Raw genomic sequence first — 20,778 nt, forward strand, 5'->3', positions numbered from 1 at the left:
CCGGACATGCTGAGCTTTTTGCGTGGTGGTGTGGTGAGTGGTCATGTTATTGCCTCAGGGGATAGACATGACCACGATGCTACAGGGCTGAAAAAATTTGAAAATGTGAGTTCACCGGAACGTTACGGAACGTTACCGTTATCATTGCCTATTAATTAATAGTGGGTTGATAGGTGTTAGGGTGATGCCACTGGCATCACCCTTTTGCCTATTAGTTGGTGGGGATTGATAGGTCTTAATATGATGTCAGTGGCATCAAAGCGGTTTCCTCACCTCAGCGTAAGGTTAACAACCAGCCTGCTTTCGTCTGGCGTCTTGGCGGTTCCAGTCATCAGTAATGAGTTGTTATATTTTGAGAGCTTTCATCGGTTGATTTTCAATCTTTCGGCGCAGAGAATCCTTATAAAATGGAAGGATAAGGATTCCGCATGTTTCGACTTTACCGGTCTCATGATTTAACACGGCAATTAGACCCTGAGGATTTTCAATACATTCTCACGCCAGCAGGCTCGCTGAGAGAGGCGTGTATACATTATGATCTATCTTATGAAGCGAACGGTCACAGTCTCACTTTTGGTCTTCCCAAAGAAAAATACAGCATATCCCCACATCAACGACCGTATGAGCGGAGGCATCGCAGCTACGCAGATCCCATTTATGATGAGGTAGAGCACGAGCTGCAAATTGGTTGGCTTGTTGGTGTGGATACCTCCAGGCGCTGGAGCAGCGACAGGAATCCATTTTACATTGACGACAACGGCGATCTGATTTTTACCCCTACAGCTTCATCGTGGCATGCATGGTATAAGGACGAAATCACGAGCGCCTACCAGCACGCAATTGCCGATCGGCAAGGCAGGAAGCCTGTCCCCACTCAACGTATACACCACGATTATTTCGCTCCAACAACCGTACCGGCGGGGAAGACACTGAACAGTAAAGCTGTTGGACGCCTGCTAGCCGCCGGCGGTGTATATAACGGCAACATTGAAGGGTTTCATGAAACCGCGCAGCAGCTTGGTGGGGATGCTCCAGCGGGTTACGATCAAGTCATGAACAACAAAGGGCTAATCATTGCGGGTGCCTCCGTTGCGGCAGGATTGACAATGGGCAGGTTAAACCCTCTCAGTGAACTAGATGAAATATCGAGTCTGAGTAAAATACCAACTTTTGAAAGCCCATATGTAAAAGGTTTCACATCTGAGAGCGGTACGTTAGTGAACGCCGAACACGCCGTTATCGACCCGAAAAAACTCGCGGCTTATGCTTTAGATTCAACACATCCTACAGGTGGGCACAAAGCAAGGGTGTTTGAGTCAGCGCTGGGATACAACCCAACTAATGCGGATGTTTTAGCAGCAAGAATTCAGGAAGGCGTATTATCGGCCCCAGCAAAAGTGTTACAGGCCAATAATTACGGTCAAACAATGGCTGTCGATATGCCCATTTTAGGAGTCAACGGTGAAACAGTGATCGTGCGTACAGGCTGGATGTATGAAACAGATGCGCTAGTTCCTCGCCTGACAACCATATTCGTTAAATGAGAAAACAAAAATGAAAAGAGCCGAATTAGACGTTGTGGTTTTAGGTGAGGATTTGCCGGATGAAGGGCTGGCTAAAGGGACGGTGGGTACGATTGTTATGGTTTTTGATACCCCAACACTGGGCTATCTTGTTGAGTTTTGCGACGAGAAAGGAAGAACAATAGCAATGCCTGCTTTGCTACCCGCTCAGTTAAAGAGTTATTTCACTCCTGGTATCCTCAAAACACTGCTGGTTGACAATAATTATCCGGTAGCCAACCCAGTAGACCCAGATGTAATGGCGGACCTGATGCGCGAAGCAGCCCCTGCAGAATGGGATGCTCAGAAGAGAAGGGTTTATGAGGATATCCAGCGCCTGATGATCAACCGGCTGGACTACTCTGATATGTTCAAAATCATGGATGGGCTTGAGTACAATGGTTTGACTCTGTACAGCATGGTGCAAGCGGAAAACGGCGAGCCAATATGGTCGAATATCTACATCCGCAACTTTGAAACACGCGACAACGATATTTATGTCGATCCGAACCTCTCTGACAAGATACTGATTGGTGAAGATGGCATGTCCGTGTTTGCCTACAGTTTCACAGATGACTGTTTTGAGATCCGCGATAAAGCATCAACGGATTACGTCATTGAGTCACACGCCTACTTCAGCGAATTGTTATCCGCGCTAGTTGATACGGTGAACTGAAGATACTGCACTTCGGCGTGACGCCTTAATGCTGCTATGGTTCGCCATCCCATCCAGGCTGGGAAACCGTTTTTATGAAGTGGCATCATCGTGGTTTCCATATCGATGTCGTGTATCTGGATAGTTTAAATTATTTCGTTTTTAGGTACTAAAAGTACCTGTATTGTCATTTTTTTAAACTATGCAGCTGAAAAGCATGAAGGCATCGACTTTTACAGCTTGTAGGGTGTAATGTCTAAAAACAGCCTGCAAGCTGTAAAACATCAAAAATGGGGTACTGCTTATCCATTAATTCATACTGACAACGCCGGGCATCCCAAATCAAGCATCTGGAAATATGTCGATAAAATGCATTTTTTTAAACATATGGCCGAAATATGTTTATGGCATCGACACGTTCCGACCATATGTCGATAAAAACGGTTTTTATAAACATATGAGCAGGAATCGATAAAGCCGCCACAGTATCAGGCATTCCCCTGACATTGCGCCCGAATCTCCGCAACCAACTTACTGATATCCCGTTTTTTACGCGGCTCAACCGGTATTTTCGGCTCTGAAACCACAGGCAGTACAAACTCCGGTACCGTCACTTTGCCGCGCCGATACTGATTAAACTCACCGTCCTGCGCTTTGCGCAGCGTCGCCAGCAGATAGGCTAACGGGTTTTGTATGCCGCCACGGGCAACGCGATGGGCTGCATCATCAAGCACTTCCTGGCGCAGTGGGGGCGGCAGGTTCTGCATGACCTGCAAGACCAGCTGTTTTTCAGGATGGGTTAACGGAATTTCAGGTGGCCAGTTCGGTGGCGAGCTGTTCACGCGCGCGGTAGTACTATTACAAAGATCTGTAGATACAGTACGTACAGAAGCCTGGCCCTGATTTGAGACTAAGCCGCCAGGTCCCGGTTTCCGGCTTAGTCTCGATTCGGTACCAGGTGAAATTTTGCCTGGTACCGTATTGAGACCGGACGTTTCTGGCTTAGTCTTCTCAGGAGACTGGCGCTGCTGCCAGCGGGCGCGTTCTTCCAGCACCTCTATACGCGATGCTAAATAACGCAGGCTGGTATCCTGGCGAATGTCGTACAGAATGCCTTGCGCAGTGGCGCGGATGGCCTTGTTTTCATGTCGCGAGCACTGCTCCAGCAGATGAAGATAGCTGGCATCGAAACGCACGGCATCCAGCACGCTCAGCGGTTCATCGTGCAGCGCATAGACATTCCCCAGGATACGCCCGGATACCCGATCCCGCGCCTTATGGCACAGGCTGAGCCAGCGCGTCAGGCGCAGCATCAACAATGCCCGGCTGACGGTACTGCGCGAGGCTTTTTCATCATGCGGGCGGTTAGATAGCTGCACCTGCAATTCGCTGTAGGAGGGGAACACCGCGCCGCCGTTGTCCTGCGCCTGCATTCGGATCACCTGCCAGGCGAATTTATCTCTGGGCGATAACAGCGGATCCTGCAAAAGGCGACGCGGAACCGTGTCATGTTGTTTGCCCATAAACAGTAGGCTATCGGAAGCGGCTGTCGGATCCTTTTGCATCCGTTGCTGGAGTTTGTCGCCGGTCATAGCGATCAGCGCCTGGATATACGGTGTCATGATCTTCCCCTCGGTCACTCAGCTTTTTTCCCACTGGCGGATCAGATTCCAGACTACGGTCAGCGAGAGCGAACGTTCCTGTGCCAGCAGCATCATGGCTTCCAGTGCCGGTATAGAGTCGATGTTGTCCACTTTGATCTCCTGCCAGCGATTCCAGAGCGCGGCTTCCTCTTCTTCGCCGGGAACCTGGTTGCGCCCCTGACGAACGTGGATCCCCATCAGCCGACGGCGGGCGCTGATTTCAGCAGTCGATATCCCGAAGTAGTGGCTGATTAACGCTATTGAGCCGCCAAGCTGCACCGCCTGGCTGACCAGTTGCTGGAATTTTTGTTCCTGGCGTACCTGAACCAGCATTTTGCGCAGCACGTCATGGTTGATGGTGATTTTTAGGAACTGCGCCGAGGTGTTGCCCATGTGCATTAGCTCTTCAAAGGTCAGGGCGTTAAGTTCGTTTAACTCTTCGCGGTCAAAGCCCAGCGCTTCGCAACAGCGCACATTGCCGTCCTTCAGGGCTTGTATCACCTGTGACAAAACGGCCTGATTAATCGTCGGCAGCATGTTGTGCCTCCTGCTGTAATTCTTTGATTCGGCGGACAATACGGATCAGCCGGAATGCTTTAATAAGAAATTCATCGCTGAAGAAGAAGCCGTCTGCATCACGTTGAAAAAAGAGCCCAGGCGTCAGTGCAGAGGCCAGATCTTCCGTTAGCGGGATCTCGTTGAGCGCCGCCAGCAGCGCCCAGCAGGCGCGTGACTGTGGCCGGGTGAACATGGGGTGATCTGATGCGAATGGCATCACCTGGAAGCCAATGCCATTTATGTCGGCGTCAGAAATCACCCGATCATCGATGGCGTAATGTTCCGCCAGATCCCACGCCAGACGATCGCTGGCCGATCGTAAGGACTCCGTGGTGTCCCACAGTTGTGGGATGCGCCAGATATCCGTAACGGGTTCGGTCCCTTCACACAAGAGCGATGGCGCTTCTTCTGGTTCAGGCAGAGGGACTGGCGCGCCAACGTCCTCTTCCTCTGTTTCAGGTTTACGCCTGCGCGTTATCGGGAGCGGTTCGGGGTCTTCCGGTGGAATATAGGGCGGCGGCTCTGGCGTGGGGCCGAGCACGGCCTGGCGTTTTTGCTCAGAAGGATCAACGTCCAGCAACAGCAGGTTGTAGTCAACGTTTAGCTCCTGGCTCATCAGCCCCAGCAGCTCATCCTGCACCCGCTCGATGGCAAAGTCTTCAGGCTGGTCGTTGAACAGCGACAGCGCAGAGGAAAAGAGATTATCAAAGGAACCGACGTCTTCGGCGGAATGACGCTGCCAGAGATGTAATGATGCCGCCCGCAATGACAGCAGTTTTTCCACCTGCGAGCGGCCCATCCCGGCGTACAGTACTTCGGGGATACAGGGCAGCAGGTACTCCAGCGCCTGTTCCATTCGGCTGATGTGTGACTGGTTGATCGGATAACCGTCGTTCTTCAGATGCTCTGCCAGCTCTCGTTGCGAAAGCTGACACTCTTCCACCTGCTGGTACAGCTCCCGCGCCTTGTTGATCCCTAGCGCCCGCTCGATGAAGCTGAGTTTGCCGTGCATATCGTTTTCCGCCAGATGGCCGATCAGGCAGCGCAGTTCGCCCAGCATGGGTTGATCGGATGTACCGGCCCACGGCTTGTACAGACACTGAATGCGCCAGAACCGCTCGTCATGCGTTTCGCGCCACAGTTCGTTGAGGATCGACAGGCGGGTATTGCCGCCGTTGGCGATGATGAACCACTCCTGATCGGGACGACGGGTGATCGGCGGCGGCGTGTCCAGCCCGCGACGACGGATCGATTCCTTGATGTCGTCATAGTTGGGGTTGCGCATCAACCGGGGGTTGAGATCGTAAGGGCGAAGCTGCTCCAGCGTGACGATCATCGAGGTTTCCATCTGCGGATCGGCAAATCGCTCATCGGGCGATCTTCCTCGATCGAAATTGCCCTGTAGCAGGCGGGACTGGAGTTCCGTCGAAGTCAGCTTGTTGTTCATGACTCCACTCCCTGGTGGCTGAGCGATTCGAAGCGGGTTTGATCGCTGATAAATCGGGTTCGCACCGTGCCTGTCGGGCCGTTGCGCTGTTTGCTGACAATCACTTCGGCAATGCCCCGATCCAGCGTGTTGGGATCGTACAGCTCGTCGCGATAGAGGAATAAGATCACGTCGGCATCCTGCTCAATAGAGCCGGAATCGCGCAGATCGGCATTGCAGGGGCGCTTGTTAAGGCGTGATTCCAGCGCCCGGTTAAGCTGCGACAGTGCCAGCACCGGGCAGTGTAGTTCCTTAGCCAGCGCTTTCAGCGAGCGGGAGATCGTCGAGATCTCCTGATTGCGATTTTCCGCGCCACCGCAGCGCATCAGTTGCAGATAATCAACCACGATCAGCGAGGGAATTCCATGCTGGCGCATCGATCGTCTGGCCCGACTGCGTAGCAGGGATGGGGTGAGGATCCCGGAATCGTCGAGCAGCAGGCGATCTTTCCATTCTGTCATCAGAACGTTGGCGCTGAGGCCAATCTGCTGCCAGTCGTCATCACCGAGATCGCCGCTGCGTAGCCGGGTTTGCGAGACGCGGCCAATCAGAGAAACCAGCCGCAGCAGTAGTTACTCCGACGACATTTCCATGCTGTAGATTTGTACTGGCTGGGTGGGGCGCAGCATTAGCGCGTTGACACACAGCGTCAGGGCGAAGGCGGTTTTGCCGACCGAGGGACGAGCGGCGGCGATAATCAGATCGGCAGGCTGGAAGCCACAGGTCAGGGCGTCGAGCTGTTCCAGGCCGGAAGGCGTGCCGCTGAGGCTACCGCGTTCTGCCTCGTAGCGTTGGGCGATGCCTGCCAGCACGTTGTCAAAGCAGGCGCTGATGTCGGTCAGGCCGCCATCCTGATACGACTGCGCAATGGCAAACAGCTTTTGTTCGGCGAAGGCCAGCACATCGGCCACATAGTTGCGCGGCTGGCCTGCCATATCGCTCAGTTCATTGCCCAGTAACATCAACTGGCGCAGCTCGCCGTAGCTGGCAATATATTGCGCGTAGGGAATGATATTGGCGGCGCTGGGCGTGTTTTTAGAAAGCTCCGCCAGATAGGCGAAGCCGCCCACCTGTTCGAGCTGCTCCTGCTGTTCCAGCGATTCGCTCAGGGTGATCAGGTCGATGGGGTTTCCCTGTTCGACCAGGGTCTGCATATGGCTATAGATAGTGCGGTGCGCGGAGATAAAGAAATCCTGTGCGGAAATCTGCGTGGCGACGTCATCCCAGCGATCGTTATCCAGCATCAGTCCGCCGAGTACCGATTGTTCCGCTTCGACAGAGTGGGGCGGCTGTGGCCGTTTGCGCTTATTCATCGCGATTTCCCTCCTGACAGGCCAGAAAGGCTTCCCACAGGCGGGTTTGCTGATGCGGTGGCAGCAGCAATAGCGGTAAATCGCTGGAGTAGAGTGGTTTATTGCGGGACCAGCCGATTTCAAACAGCGGCCAGTCTCTTGGGGTAGTCTCCGAGCCGGAGTTATCACGCAGCTCGTCTTCATCCTCCAGATTGTAGCAGTCCACTTTTTCCGGTGGGATATGCCAGAGTAGCGACATTAACACCGGTAGGGTTTCCCGCGCCTCTTCACGATCGGCGGCTTCAAAGTACACGAGTACTTCGTCATCTTTCTCAAAGGGGCGTTGGGCGTAATAAGAGCAAAATGCCCGCCAGATTTTCCGTTTCATGCGATGCCCTCCCTATTCAGGGATGGCAGAGCGATAAGTTGCGGAAACAGCTCCTCGGCCAGCGAGCGCATAGTTTCGGCAGCGCAGGGGGTTGTGCGTCCTTTCGGTCTGGCAGCATCCAGCCGATGCACCGGCATGCCCAGCGATGCCGCCCGGCGGTAAGCCACGCTGGCGTAAACCGGGGTCATCAGGATGTCGGTAGGAACCAGCAGTTCCTGCTCCTGTTGTTTATGCTGCAATACCTGGAGCAGGTTGTGGTGGATCTCGCGAGCGTCGTTGGTGTGGTCGAGTTTATTAATCACAGCCTTCAGTGGCGGTAATGGGATGCCGTAGCGGGTAAAGGGCTGGAGATCCTGATACATTTGCAGCGTACCGCGCAGGAACTCGCGTGCGGAGAGCATTTCCGGCAGCACTGGAGAGACCACCAGATCGCTTGCCAGCAGGACCATTTCCAGCGCGATAGTGCGTGCGCCGATGGTATCGATCAGGATGATGTCGTAGCCGGGGATCTGGCGTACCAGATGGCGCAGACGGATCACACCGTCCGGCGCGGCCTGAAGCAGGTTCATCAGTTCGCCGCGCGGATCGTTGGAGATGATGATATCCAGTCCGGGAATGGTGGTGTGTGAGATGATGATGGCTGGATCCAGCTCGTTCTGCGCGATAAGCTCGTAAATCCCGCCAGGGGCTTCGTTATCAAGAGGGTAATAGCTGCTGAGCGTCGGCTGGCGGATATCGGCGTCAATCATCAGGACTTTCAACCCCTGATCGGCCAGGTAGCCGCCGAGGTTCGCCGTATCGGTGGTTTTCGCCACGCCGCCTTTGGTGGAAAGAATAGCGGCAATGAGTGTTGGTAAATCAGGTGCATCTGCGTTTTTCATAACCAGTGCCTTTTTCGTTGTTTGAAAAGGACTTCACTGTAAAAACGCTGATTTGTTAGTAGGTTAAGTTACCCGATCGCTTTGATTCAAAATCAACCGTAGAAATACGTGCCGGTTCGAGTCCGGCCTTCGCACCAAAAGCATGTAAATAGACGTCAATTGACGTCTTTTTTATGCCCAAAATCCGTGCCACACAAGGCTTTATCCGCTTTTTCCCTCAACTGAAGTCAACCTAACTCAACCCACATCAACAAGCTTGTGAGTATACTAATGAGTATATTTGCCGATTCGATATTGCTTGTATACTCACGAGATACCAATCGAAGGAGGACCATTATGGCCCTAACGGATACTAAAGTTCGTTCTGCGAAACCTGAGGAGAAAGAGTATTCACTTGTTGACGGCGACGGCATGTTCTTACTTGTAAAGCCTAACGGTTCCAGGTATTGGCGATTTCGTTTCCGTTTTGGTGGTAAACAGCATTTGATGGCGTTCGGCGTTTATCCGGATGTTTCGCTGGCGGATGCCAGGAAGAAAAGGGAAGAGGCCAGAAGGTTGGTAGCTGCTGGTATCGATCCTCGTGAGCATAAACGTGCTGTGAAAGAAGAGCAGGCGAAAGAGATTATTACTTTCGAGAAGGTTGCCAGAGAGTGGCTCGTGACCAACCAAAAATGGTCGGAAGATCATGCTAATCGCGTAAAAAAGAGCCTGGAGGATAATATCTTCCCGGCAATTGGTACTCGCAATATTGCTGAACTGGGTACCCGCGATCTGTTAATTCCCATCAAAGCCGTAGAGACATCTGGACGTCTTGAGGTGGCTTCCCGTCTTCAACAGCGCACCACGGCCATCATGCGTTATGCAGTGCAAAGCGGGGTAATTGATTACAACCCGGCGCAGGAGATGGCGGGGGCGGTAGCTTCCAGTAATCGGCAGCATCGTCCGGCGCTGGAGTTAAAGCGCATCCCTGAGTTACTTGAGAAAATAGACGGCTATATCGGCAGGCCGCTGACCCGCTGGGCAACGGAACTCACTCTGCTTATCTTTATTCGCTCCAGTGAGCTGCGTTTTGCTCGCTGGTCAGAGATCGATTTTGAAACGTCAATGTGGACCATCCCGCCTGAGCGAGAGCCTATTCCCGGCGTGAAACATTCTCAGCGAGGATCAAAGATGCGTACACCTCATCTGGTGCCGCTTTCAAAGCAAGCGCTGGCGATCCTGAAGCAAATAAAACAGTTCTGCGGCGAACATGAACTCATTTTTATTGGCGATCACGATCCGCGTAAGCCCATGAGTGAAAACACCGTGAACAGTGCGCTAAGGGTGATGGGATATGATACTAAGGTTGAGGTTTGCGGCCACGGTTTCCGCACAATGGCCTGTAGTTCGTTAATTGAGTCAGGACTATGGTCGAAGGATGCGGTGGAAAGGCAGATGAGCCATATGGAACACAATTCGGTGAGGGCGGCGTATATCCATAAAGCGGAACATCTGGATGAGCGCAAGTTGATGTTGCAGTGGTGGGCTGATTTTTTGGATGCGAATCGGGATAAAGGGATTACGCCGTTTGACTATGCGAAGATCAACCGGGGGAATGGCGTATGAGTTGTTTTACATATTTGTTTAATTTGATTCATTCGTCCAGTCTTATAGTTAAGGCTAGTAGGTGACTTCTTCAAATTGTATTACTAGTAAGAGCACCGCATTCACTTGTATCATCGGTAAGAACGATCCACGAGATCTTTAACAAAGTAGATGGTTAGTCAGATTTCTGAATTTTGTACTCAATTAACCCTCAATGCTCTTATATAACGGTTAAGAATTAAACTCGGTTGTCAATAGTGTGAGCCTCTTCAGGAAATTAAAACGTACTATCAACGTATCTCTAGGGGTACCTGAAAAGTACCCCTCACCCTTTATTCAGGTTACTCTGAAATTGACCTTGCGATTAAATATTTTTACTGTTTTGGTTAGGTTTTTTTCGTTCTGCTCTCAATTTTTTAATAATGGTGACTGTTGAAAAAAATGTTTTTTGAGAGAGTGTTACGCATTTTATTAAGATACGCTTTATAAATCTAAATGCTGTCAAAATAATAAATTTAATTCTATGCTTTTCAGATGTGACACGATTGTCTACATTGCCTATTTTTGTCATTACATTAGCAATTTTTCCACCAATAAAAATAGACATAGCAATAAACCACATCCATCTATAATGAGGGGCGTTTTTACTTAAGGATAAACGAGCTTGTTTTTTCAATAAAACTTGGCGGTACATTAACAATGATGTAATTACACATTCATTGGCGACAGCGAAACGGTCTGACATGCCTGTTTTAAATTTTCCCTCTTGAATGGCATTACAGTACGCTGGGGGGGGGGAGTCTGGCACCATCGAGAAGGTGGTGGCAATTGTGTTATTGTTTTTGAAAGAGCCTTATTTGGACATAGTTTTTTATTGTAGTCTTGAAATTCCTGTCTGATTTTATCCGGAGATACTTGATTGTTATAGTACTCAGGGATTTTGTAGAAGGTATCAATATTTTCAGGTATTACATATTCAATCACAGATGATTTTGTACCGGCAATGTTTTCTAGTGTTTCTTGAATGTACGATGCCCACTGACAAGATGACATTTCGGAAAGCCTGTTATTATCACACATGTGGCTATAGTCTTTCACCTGAACAAGAAGATATTTTGCTGCATCATTAATGTCCGTAATTGTTTCCTCATATGCTGTTTTACCGACAGCAACCTCTCTATCTGACACCCAAAAAATACCGTTACCAACTGCTGTCAGAATGAGAAAAATATCTGTCCACTGTCTGAATTTCTCTCCTGTAGAAAAAATATCACAAATGATTACGGCTATGATCCAGCCACACAATAGCCCAATGAATGAAGTGGCACACTGAATTTGGCCACCTGAACAGAGGTGATATGCTCACCTCAGAACAACACAGGTGCTCCCATGAAAAAAAGAAATTTCAGCGCAGAGTTTAAACGCGAATCCGCTCAACTGGTTGTTGACCAGAACTACACGGTGGCAGATGCCGCCAAAGCTATGGATGCCGGCCTTTCCACAATGACAAGATGGGTCAAACAACTGCGTGATGAGCGTCAGGGCAAAACACCAAAAGCCTCTCCGATGACACCAGAACAAATCGAAATACGCGAGCAGAAGAAAAAGCTACAACGCAATGAAATGGAAAACGAAATATTAAAAAACTGTCCATGGGGGAAACCCCGTCCTGAGTCTCAGAAACTCCCCGGAAAAGTTGGCAGGCTAATTTAGCGAAGGAAGCAGCCGTCGGCCTTTTGGTGGTATGACCCCGTAAAAAAACATGGTTCAGGGACTGTGGCGGATCCGACAGTGGTGACTTTGTTCCCGTTCAGGAAGGTGATTTCTCCGTCGTCCCCTCCTTCGTTCATCGAAAAATGAGCAAGGAGATTTCCATGAAAAAATCCTCCCGAATGTCTGTTATCCATCCTCATGCTGCTGGCGTTGATATTGGCGCTGAATTCCACGTTGTCGCCGTTCCACCGGATGCTGACGCCGCGCCGGTCAGAACTTTTCAACGTTTCACTGCCGACCTTCACCGGATGTCCGATTGGCTCAAAACCTGTCACATTACGACCATTGCCATGGAGTCCACAGGCGTTTACTGGTTGCCTGCTTTTGAGATCCCTGAAGCTGCGGGTTTCAATGTGATCCTTGTTAATGCCAGAGATGCAAAAAATGTTCCCGGTCGCAAGACTGATGTCAATGACGCACAGTGGCTGCAGAAGCTGCATTCATTTGGCCTTCTCCGGGCCAGTTTCAGACCTGAACACGACATTTCCGTACTCAGGTCTTATTTGAGACAACGGGAACGCCTGACTGAATACCGGGCTGCGCATATCCAGCATATGCAGAAGGCGTTGATGCAGATGAATGTTCAATTGCATCATGCCGTATCGGATATTACTGGCGTTACCGGTCTTTCAATCGTCAGAGCTATTGTCAGTGGTGAGCGCGATCCTTCAGTATTGATCCAGTATCGTGATGTCAGATGTAAAAAGACGCCAGAGGTTCTTCAACAGGCACTGACAGGGAACTGGCAGCCTGAACATCTTTTTGCACCTGAACAGTCGGTGGCATTTTTCGATTTTTACCAGGAAAAAATCCGTGAGTGTGATGATCAAATCGAAACTTCATTATTGCAGCTCAGCACCGGAACTGAAGAGCCTGAAGGAGTATTGCCCTCCGCCAGACATCGTACAAAACAGCCCAATCAGCTTTCCTTTGATGTCAGACCATTACTCTGGAAAATTACCGGAGCAGACCTGACACAGATACATGGGTTTGGTCCTTATCTGGCACTAAAATTCGTTGCCGAATGCGGTACTGACATGAATCGCTGGCCGGATGCGAGCCATTTTACCTCGTGGCTGTGTTTGTCCCCGGGGAATAAGATCTCCGGTGGAAAAGTACTGTCCTCGAAAACACGGCGTTCATCCAGTCGAATTGCTGCTGCACTAAGACTGGCAGCCACAACAATTGGCCGGAGTGATACCGCGCTGGGTGCTTTTTATCGTCGATTATCATCCCGTATCGGGAAAGCAAAAGCAGTCACTGCAACGGCAAGAAAACTGGCAATACTGTTCTACAATGCCCTTAAATATGGTCAGAAATATGTCGATCCTGGCGCGGATTATTATGAAGAGCGCTACCGTAATCGCGTACTCGACGGGCTTAAACGAAGGGCAAAATCACTGGGTTACTCTCTCCAGCAAGATCCTGAGTTATGCGTGTGAACCGGGAGTTTCTCAGGAAAGCCACGGCGTACTTCGCAAAGCTGTCCGACTGAGGTACGCCTTTATCCGTGACAACAGCAGTTGCTGGCCTGTTCGTCTGCTCTGTCGGGTGCTGAATGTTCATCCCAGTGGCTTTTACGCCTGGCTTCAGCAGCCGCATTCTCAGCGCCACCAGGTAGATCGGAGACTGACGGGACAGATCAAACAGTTCTGGCTGGAGTCCGGTTGCGTTTATGGTTATCGCAAGATCCATCTGGACTTGCGGGACAGCGGGCAACAGTGCGGAGTGAACAGAGTCTGGCGACTGCGGGATAAAGGCTCAGGTCGGGTACCGGAGCCCGCGGGCACGCAAAGACGAGGCCTGTATCGTATCGCCCAACAGGCTCCAGCGACAGTTCAATCCGGATGCGCCGAATGAGCGTTGGGTAAAGGACATAACCTACATCAGGACTCACGAGGGCTGGCTGTATCTGGCCGTGGTTGTTGACCTGTTCTCACGTAAAATTATCGGCTGGTCAATGCAATCCCGGATGACAAAGGACGTTGTCCTGAACGCACTGCTGATGGCTGTATGGAGGGGTAATCCGCAAAGAAAGTTGCTGGTTCACTCGGACCAGGGCAGTCAGTACACAAGCCATGAGTGGCAGTCATTCCTGAAATCACACGGTCTGGAAGGGAGTATGAGCCGTCGCGGTAACTGTCACGATAACGCGGTTGCAGAAAGCTTTTTCCAGTTACTGAAACGTGAGCGGATAAAGAAAAAGATCTACGGAACGCGGGAAGAAGCCCGCAGCGATATTTTTGATTACATCGAAATGTTTTATAACAGTAAGCGTCGGCATGGTTCGAGTAATCAGATGTCACCAACAGAATATGAAAACCAGTATTATCAACGGCTCGGAAGTGTCTGGATTATCCGTGGCGATTCAAGCCAATTAAAACAGAAGAGTGTAGTAGAGGTCTATATCTATTCCAGACATCCGGTGTCCGCGTTGGGAATGGGTAAATCGTCAGATGAGGTTGAGGTATACATAGAATAACTGTTTGTATGATAAAGGTTTATCAACCCATGGCAACAGAGCGAATGTTGTTGTCATTAAACGGCTTATTGATTTTGTCTGTCAGGATGATTTTGCGGTTGAGTAAGTATGATAATGGGTAAAATAATAGAATCGTTCTCAATTCATTAATGGTATCTAACGTTTTATCTGACAAGAAGACTCCGGCCTCATCGTCATAAATATGCAAGGTTCTTTACTTTGTCTATCATCTGTATTGAATATAAATACCCACTCAGCACGATTAAAAAATCAGAAAAAATTACCTATTGTTGAGCTGATGTTAACGCCTGAACCGCTGAAGTAGAGTAATGTGGCACTATTTAGCGTAATATCCGTTATGTTGCAGGGGGAGGAATGCATACCTTTAGACCATACTCACTAAGGCATAGCGACCTGTTATATGAAGATATTCCGTTAGAAATACGAGAGCAGATTATTTTGTTGATTATTAATACGTTAGGGAGTTGTTCCTCTTTTTATGACATGACATTATACTGTTATCATAACAGTCATTCTGACGAAGTTTATCGAAGAATATGTAAGACTCTGCGCAAAGAGTACGGCTTATTCACCCTCTATGAGCATTCAACGTCATATCTGGATGAAATTAGTAATTTGTTGTTAAAAACAGATGATAAAAGAAAACATATTGATACAGTTGAGCTTGCTTTTAAATATATAGATACCTATCTTCGGGCCTATGAAATCACGCTTGGGTTAGAGCCAGATAAGGCGATTAGTGATTTAAATAATATATTTCATGAGCATAATTTAAAATATCGATTTGAAAATAATAGAATAGTAAGATTACGCAGAATAAAACGACTTAAAAATATACGTTATTATTTGTATTCCCCTGGGGAGTATGGCTTTGTCGAATACGATCTTATGGAGGCGTACAATCGCCTGATGCTTAATGATTTTGCTCGCGTCGTAAGTGAATGCCACGCTGTCTTCAGAAGAGTTCTAATCAGAATTCATGAGAAAAAGGGTATTTTATATCACGAGAAAGATAATCTAAATACACTCATGGCAAGTCTGATGGCGAGAGACGTTATCTCTGCTGAATATGAGCGTAAATTTCAATTTTTAAGTAACGTGTTGGAGTCAGAAATATTTCCACTAATTGCTCAAGAAAAGTCGCATCATCACTACGTAATGATGCTCCGAATCTCTGAAGAGTTGGCCTGTAGTATCTATTATCTTACTGAGCGGAGTATATTTTTCCTTACCCAGCAGGCTGAAGAAGATGATGTTGTACCATAATAATTATCACGCTGTCGCTTAGAGCTTAGCCCATCAGGCTATTTTATTTGCCAGTTTGGCCCAAGGCTGTGTTCAACATGCTCACGTACTACGTGTATGCTCTGGTTTTTCCACACTGTCCATGTCCAGCCTGCCTGCAACAATTACGTCTGATGAACCAGGCGGCTAAGTCAGAATGTATTATCTCTAATTAAACTTGTTCAGTCGTCTGATTTTTTTGTCTTGCTGTCGGCTTTTTTAGTGGTGAGATGTTTAATGTAATAATAAGCGGTACAGTGCGATTATTGATTTTTTAGCCTGTATATCGTCTGTGTCGCATTTGCTCATGGGGATTGGGTTAGGGAGAGAGAAGAATGAGTACTATTTTAAAGCCTTTTTTACTGGCGATAACGTTGATGTTAACTTTAATAAGGCCTGGATTTGCAACAGAGGACGGAGCGATAACCATGGTTAAAACATACAGCGCTTATGACTATCCGCAGACCCGGTTGCGGTTGATGAAAGCTGTCGCTGATAATGGTCTGGTGTTATTTGGGGAATTTGACCATGCCAGAGCGGCACAAAATGTTAACCTGAAAATGCCGCCGACAACGGTTCTGGTTTTTGGTAATCCTAAAGGCGGAACTCCTCTAATGCTGGCGCATCCCGAACTGGCGCTGGATTTACCGTTTCGGGTTCTTATTCGTCAGCAAGCCGATGGGCGAACGTTAGTTAGTTATCATCCGGCCGAAACGCTGCAGCGTTATGGTCTTGATGCCGCAGCCATACAGGCTTTGAAAAAGCTGGAAAAGCTCGTAGAAAAAAGTATCCACTAAAGGTGAAAAGCCGGTCTCAATCGGGCGATGTGTTTGCACTGATGAGGTCGCGAATAAATGTAGTCACCAGGTCCATTACCTGATGGGATAGGGCTGCATCAAAGGTTGCGCTATCAGCATCGCAAAAGCCGTGCCGCGCATCGTACATTTTACACCGCACCCGTGGGAGCTTTTCCAACGCCTGACGCATGGCGAGGGGATCAAACGCTGGCTCATAGCGCGCGATAATAACCAGCGTCGGGCAGCGAGGCGCAAGATGGGTGTACTGGCGTATACGGGAACCGTAATAGCAAATTACGCCATCGCATAACCCACTGGCCGCGCTTAGCCATGCGAGCGTGGCGCCGACGCTATATCCAACGACGATCAGCGTCTCGTACTGCACTCTGAGATCATTGAGTAACGTGGTAACGACGGCGGAATCAAAACCAATCTTTTCTGAAAAGTGATGGTAAGCCTCCTCCTGTTGCTCATAGCGAAAAGGGGTATGGTGAGGAAACAGCGAGGGGGTATAGACGTCGAATCCGCGTGTCATCCATTCATGGCCTGCGCGCTGGATATGAGCGTTAATCCCATAAATTTCATGCAGAATAATCGCTGCCCGGCGATTGCGGATCGACAGACTGGAGGCGTTGCTGGCTCCGGAAATACCTGGGACGAAACACACAGTGTTTTTTATCATAATGCGTTCTGGATACAAAGGGGACAGGCTGGATTCTCGCCGATCACGTTATGTCAGGTGCTTTGTGCCTGTCAATGTACAAGCACATTTGGTGGTCTTTTTTGTGGTTGATAAATTATTTATTGGTAAACCAATAATGATTTTCATATTCAGGCGACGAGGTTAAAGATATATCATCAGTAAGAGTTGTCTGTTATTTTTATATTTATCTGGTTTCGCTGGCAAAACCAGGCGGATGACAGTTTTTTTGGTTAACCAGTTTCGCGTTTTTGGTATGCTAAGCGTGCTATCCTTCTTTACAAATGCTATAGTCTGACACTGGGAAATCGCATCGGACGGGCACGAGCAATATGAAATCAAACACTTCTCAGCAAAGACCCTATCAGGAAGTGGGCGCCATGATACGCGATCTGATTGTTCAGACGCCGTATCGCCCCGGGGAGCGCCTGCCGCCGGAGCGAGAGCTCGCTGAGAGGCTCAATGTGACGCGCACCGTCGTGCGTGAAGCGCTAATCATGCTGGAGATTAAAGGTCTGGTTGAAGTTCGGCGCGGCGCCGGAATTTACGTGCTCGACAGTGTGGGTGATGACGGAATTGGAGAGGCTGACGTAAATCACTGTAATGACGCCGGGCCGTTTGAACTGTTGCAGGCGCGTCAGTTACTGGAAAGTAATATTGCTGAATTTGCCGCTCTGCAGGCCACTCGTGAAGACATCATTAAAATGCGCCAGGCGCTACAACTGGAAGAGCGAGAGCTAGCTTCCAGCGCGCCCGGCGGCTCAGAAAACGGTGATATGCAGTTTCATCTGGCCATAGCTGAAGCGACCCATAACAGTATGTTGGTAGAACTCTTCCGCCAGTCCTGGCAATGGCGTGAAAATAACCCGATGTGGCTCCAGCTTCACAGCCATCTGGGCGATACGCTTTACCGTAAAGAGTGGCTGGTAGATCATAAACAGATCCTCGCGGCGTTAATTAAAAAAGACGCCCGCGCAGCGAAGCTGGCGATGTGGCAGCATCTGGAAAACGTAAAACAGCGTCTGCTGGAGTTTTCCAATGTTGATGATATTTACTTTGACGGCTACCTGTTTGAGTCATGGCCGTTGGACAACGTGGACGCCTGATTATACCTGGAAAAACGTTGGCAGACGAAGTCAACGCTTCACTTCCTGTAGCGTCTTTTACGTGACTTCATGCAGCCCGCCAGCTGCTTTTTTCAGCAATTCCATTAGTTCTCCCTTATTATCAATAAATTTTGCTCGCCGTTCGTGTATTGGTGCGATCAACTCTTGCAGACAAGTCTCCAGGTCATTTTTACAAACACGATCGCCTGACCCGCCTTGTTGATAATATGCTTTCATCACCACGACTTTGGTTTTATCCGGATGGAACGCATCCAGCCACGTAAAGACAACGTTACTTCTATTTTTCCCGAATCGCTAATTAATGGCCGAGGTGCAGCGCGCCGGTGGGACGATCATCTGTCAGAATTTTGGGAAAGACGTCCCGAAACAAAGTAGCTGCCGAAAGGCGGCTACTTAAAGAGGAATATTGATCCGTTCCGCCTTCAGGAAGGCAGACGCCGGCGGAGATGACGTTGCGTAGCATTGGAGCGTTTTATGTTCATGTCAGCTAACGTATCACGACTAAATGTAAGGGTAAAGCGGCTGATGTATTGTCCAGGCGCAAAATCATATGGCCTTACCATAGAACGTGCCGCTTACTCTGGAAGGTGACTTTATAAATTGCCGCCGAATTATGTGACGCTGAAACGCGCATTTTTGATGCAAATCATTTATTACTGTGATAACTCAGCGCGGGATAAAAGCATTAAATATATTCACATGCTAAATATGTTCTATTGGAATGGTTGTTATTGATATTATAAAAGCCTAAAAAATCCATTAATGTGAAAAGGAATAAGAATTGTCTATATTCTGCTTCTGTATAATTAAGAAATTTCTCACATAAAAATAAGAGATGATATTGATATTTGTTTTTTGATATGGTTCTTATAATAGTTATGGTTATTCATAAAACGATGTTCGAATGCCAGACGTAATAGATTTTACGTCAGTCACGCTATTGCAAAATGGATTGTTTATGGCAGAAGGTATTTAGCAAGAATCCAGTCTTATCAGATCGTTGGACATTTAACCTGGTATGTAGGGATACCAGCGAGATGACTGGAAAATGGAACGTTTTTTCATTGTTGGCGTTCTGTCCTTGTCAGCCTGCTTTGCCGCCTGATAATCACGGAGGGGGGATGGACGCCATCTATTTAAAACTGGACGGTATTGAAGGCGAAAGCTTGACCAAAGGTTTCGAAAAACAAATAAGACTTATTGCTTACAACCACAGCCAGGCGAAGTGGGAATCCGGCGAAGCGAGAGGAACATATATTGGTGGATTGACGCTGACGAAGCCTATCGATCTTGCGACGCCAGGGCTCTATGAGCACTATCGTAACGGGAAAACGGTGAAAGAAGGCGTGCTGACATTATGCCGTAATGATAAGGGCGCAATGCAGCCATTCATTATTTATACGCTCACCAATGTGCGGATTTTACGCATGAGCAATCATGGCCATACCGAAGACAGCGCCACGGAAACCGTGGATTTGGTTTATAGCCATATTCGTTGGGATATACCCGCATTAGCGCCAAAAAGCAAAACACGGCTGCCACTTCACCGACAGGAATTGTGGAGATAAGGACAAAACAGGCTAGCGGGTTCACTGTGGGGCCTCTCGCGTGACGAAGCAACGTTTAGCGTCTTGCAAAGGCAGGTTAGCGCTCGTATAGCTAATTGAGTACTTAAAAATGCCATAACGCGTGATCCTGACACCCGCTATGATTTTTACGCATAGCCGCTAATAAAACGGCATTTTTTATATACACATCAAGTTGATAGTGTGTTTCTGACCTTGACGTAAATAAGCGGGAAAAGCGATGAAACACACCATTGGGATACTGGGGGGAATGGGACCTGCGGCAACGGCGGATATGTTGGAGAAATTTGTTGAATTGCGACATGCCAGTTGTGATCAACAGCACATCCCGCTTATTGTCAGCTCTATTCCTGATATTCCCGATCGTACTGCATATCTGTTATCCGGCGGGCCTTCGCCATACCGTTATCTGGAGCGTTATCTGCATATGCTGGAAGATGCCGGGGCGGAGTGTATCGTTATCCCGTGTAACACTGCGCATTATTGGTTTGATGATTTACAGAACGTTGCGAAAGCGCGAATGATCAGCATTCTGGACGCTACCCTGGAAGACATTCCGCCATCGGCGCGGCATGTTGGGCTGCTGGCGACAAATGCGACGCTGGCGACTGGGTTATATCAAAAGAAAGCTCAGGCGCATGGGTTGACGTTAATTCAGCCGGAAGACGCGGGACAGGCGCTGGTGATGCAGGCTATTTATACGCTTAAACGCGGCGATAAACCTGCGGCGCAAGCGCTGTTGCTGCCGCAAATCGATAGCCTTGTTGCCCGCGGCGTTCAGGCAATTATTATGGGCTGTACCGAAATCCCGCTAATTGTGGCCGGATATGAAGATGCGGTAGCGTGCCCGATGATTGACTCCACGGCGTCGCTGGTGCGCGCGGCGATTCGCTGGTATGAGTCCTGGCCGGACACTCGCGCCACTGTGGCCGGGGAACAACGCCTTTCCGCCTGATGGT

The 20,778-nt window shown here is 49.0% G+C and carries 17 protein-coding genes, 1 tRNA gene and 4 pseudogenes; 12 read left to right on the plus strand and 10 right to left on the minus strand.

Features of this window, described 5'->3' with window-relative positions:
• Positions 1-428: 428 nt before the first annotated feature.
• Together F4V61_RS10845 and F4V61_RS10850 are read left to right on the plus strand one after the other, a co-directional pair.
• The gene (locus F4V61_RS10845) at positions 429-1,544 is read left to right on the plus strand and encodes a DUF6883 domain-containing protein (RefSeq protein WP_058820021.1); all 1,116 of its coding nucleotides are present in this window, start codon (positions 429-431) and stop codon (positions 1,542-1,544) included.
• Between the two features lie 10 nt (positions 1,545-1,554).
• Positions 1,555-2,238 (plus strand): YrhA family protein, encoded by a 684-nt coding sequence (locus F4V61_RS10850; protein WP_058820020.1) that lies wholly within the window; start codon positions 1,555-1,557, stop codon positions 2,236-2,238.
• A 467-nt stretch (positions 2,239-2,705) separates the two neighbouring features.
• Here the strand turns inward: F4V61_RS10850 and F4V61_RS10855 are convergent, their stop codons facing one another.
• From F4V61_RS10855 to F4V61_RS10880, 6 genes and pseudogenes are all read right to left on the minus strand, one after another.
• Positions 2,706-3,839, minus strand: coding sequence for an STY4528 family pathogenicity island replication protein (locus tag F4V61_RS10855; RefSeq protein ID WP_058820019.1), 1,134 nt, complete (start codon positions 3,837-3,839; stop codon positions 2,706-2,708).
• 18 nt (positions 3,840-3,857) lie between these two features.
• The gene (locus F4V61_RS10860) at positions 3,858-4,397 is read right to left on the minus strand and encodes a DUF2857 domain-containing protein (protein WP_080161330.1); all 540 of its coding nucleotides are present in this window, start codon (positions 4,395-4,397) and stop codon (positions 3,858-3,860) included.
• Positions 4,381-5,865 carry a ParB family protein gene (locus F4V61_RS10865; protein WP_058820017.1) on the minus strand — a complete coding sequence of 495 codons (1,485 nt, stop codon included), beginning with the start codon at positions 5,863-5,865 and terminating at the stop codon, positions 4,381-4,383. Before F4V61_RS10865 ends, F4V61_RS10860 begins: the two co-directional genes overlap by 17 nt.
• A pseudogene (gene dnaB, locus F4V61_RS10870) lies at positions 5,862-7,217 on the minus strand (replicative DNA helicase). The gene F4V61_RS10865 and the pseudogene dnaB overlap by 4 nt, the downstream one beginning before the upstream one ends.
• Positions 7,210-7,584 (minus strand): hypothetical protein, encoded by a 375-nt coding sequence (locus F4V61_RS10875; protein ID WP_058820016.1) that lies wholly within the window; start codon positions 7,582-7,584, stop codon positions 7,210-7,212. Before F4V61_RS10875 ends, dnaB begins: the two are co-directional and overlap by 8 nt.
• Positions 7,581-8,465 carry a ParA family protein gene (locus F4V61_RS10880; RefSeq protein WP_058820015.1) on the minus strand — a complete coding sequence of 295 codons (885 nt, stop codon included), beginning with the start codon at positions 8,463-8,465 and terminating at the stop codon, positions 7,581-7,583. Before F4V61_RS10880 ends, F4V61_RS10875 begins: the two co-directional genes overlap by 4 nt.
• 46 nt (positions 8,466-8,511) lie before the next feature.
• Between F4V61_RS10880 and F4V61_RS10885 the strand changes: the two genes are divergently transcribed.
• Together F4V61_RS10885 and F4V61_RS10890 are read left to right on the plus strand one after the other, a co-directional pair.
• Positions 8,512-8,602, plus strand: a tRNA-OTHER gene (locus F4V61_RS10885).
• A 199-nt stretch (positions 8,603-8,801) separates the two neighbouring features.
• Positions 8,802-10,070, plus strand: coding sequence for a tyrosine-type recombinase/integrase (locus tag F4V61_RS10890; RefSeq protein WP_058820014.1), 1,269 nt, complete (start codon positions 8,802-8,804; stop codon positions 10,068-10,070).
• Between the two features lie 343 nt (positions 10,071-10,413).
• Here F4V61_RS10890 and F4V61_RS22380 read toward each other — a convergent pair whose 3' ends face one another.
• Both F4V61_RS22380 and F4V61_RS22385 read right to left on the minus strand, forming a co-directional pair.
• Complete coding sequence (locus F4V61_RS22380; protein WP_226998812.1) at positions 10,414-10,794, minus strand: hypothetical protein; 381 nt, start codon at positions 10,792-10,794, stop codon at positions 10,414-10,416.
• Positions 10,758-11,354, minus strand: a complete 597-nt coding sequence (locus F4V61_RS22385) for a hypothetical protein (protein ID WP_012210593.1) — start codon at positions 11,352-11,354, stop codon at positions 10,758-10,760. The genes F4V61_RS22380 and F4V61_RS22385 overlap by 37 nt, the downstream gene beginning before the upstream one ends.
• 84 nt (positions 11,355-11,438) lie before the next feature.
• Between F4V61_RS22385 and F4V61_RS10900 the strand changes: the two are divergent.
• The 5 genes and pseudogenes from F4V61_RS10900 to F4V61_RS10920 all read left to right on the plus strand — a co-directional run.
• A pseudogene (locus tag F4V61_RS10900) lies at positions 11,439-11,693 on the plus strand (transposase); the annotation flags it as partial.
• Positions 11,694-11,923: 230 nt separating this feature from the next.
• Positions 11,924-13,264, plus strand: a complete 1,341-nt coding sequence (locus F4V61_RS10905) for an IS110 family transposase (protein WP_211359253.1) — start codon at positions 11,924-11,926, stop codon at positions 13,262-13,264.
• Positions 13,263-14,172: pseudogene (locus F4V61_RS10910) on the plus strand (IS3 family transposase); the annotation flags it as partial. The gene F4V61_RS10905 and the pseudogene F4V61_RS10910, both read left to right, overlap by 2 nt.
• A gap of 507 nt (positions 14,173-14,679) precedes the next feature.
• Positions 14,680-15,591, plus strand: a complete 912-nt coding sequence (locus tag F4V61_RS10915) for an STM4504/CBY_0614 family protein (protein ID WP_038397050.1) — start codon at positions 14,680-14,682, stop codon at positions 15,589-15,591.
• Positions 15,592-15,944: 353 nt separating this feature from the next.
• Positions 15,945-16,406, plus strand: a complete 462-nt coding sequence (locus tag F4V61_RS10920; RefSeq protein WP_038397049.1) for a DUF302 domain-containing protein — start codon at positions 15,945-15,947, stop codon at positions 16,404-16,406.
• Positions 16,407-16,422: 16 nt separating this feature from the next.
• Here F4V61_RS10920 and F4V61_RS10925 read toward each other — a convergent pair whose 3' ends face one another.
• On the minus strand, positions 16,423-17,088 hold the full coding sequence (locus tag F4V61_RS10925; protein WP_058818968.1) for a dienelactone hydrolase family protein: 666 nt from the start codon (positions 17,086-17,088) through the stop codon (positions 16,423-16,425).
• A 350-nt stretch (positions 17,089-17,438) separates the two neighbouring features.
• On the opposite strand from F4V61_RS10925, the gene uxuR reads away from it, so the two are divergent.
• The gene (gene uxuR, locus F4V61_RS10930) at positions 17,439-18,212 is read left to right on the plus strand and encodes a Uxu operon transcriptional regulator (protein ID WP_012210585.1); all 774 of its coding nucleotides are present in this window, start codon (positions 17,439-17,441) and stop codon (positions 18,210-18,212) included.
• Positions 18,213-18,269: 57 nt separating this feature from the next.
• Here the strand turns inward: uxuR and F4V61_RS10935 are convergent.
• A pseudogene (locus F4V61_RS10935) lies at positions 18,270-18,532 on the minus strand (tryptophan--tRNA ligase); the annotation flags it as partial.
• Between the two features lie 738 nt (positions 18,533-19,270).
• Here F4V61_RS10935 and F4V61_RS10940 point away from each other — a divergent pair.
• Positions 19,271-19,801 carry an Hcp family type VI secretion system effector gene (locus F4V61_RS10940; RefSeq protein WP_072159089.1) on the plus strand — a complete coding sequence of 177 codons (531 nt, stop codon included), beginning with the start codon at positions 19,271-19,273 and terminating at the stop codon, positions 19,799-19,801.
• Between the two features lie 238 nt (positions 19,802-20,039).
• Positions 20,040-20,774, plus strand: a complete 735-nt coding sequence (locus F4V61_RS10945) for an aspartate/glutamate racemase family protein (protein WP_000683257.1) — start codon at positions 20,040-20,042, stop codon at positions 20,772-20,774.
• Positions 20,775-20,778 lie beyond the last annotated feature (4 nt).

The organism is Salmonella enterica subsp. arizonae (genome assembly GCF_008692845.1).
Lineage (GTDB): Bacteria > Pseudomonadota > Gammaproteobacteria > Enterobacterales > Enterobacteriaceae > Salmonella > Salmonella arizonae.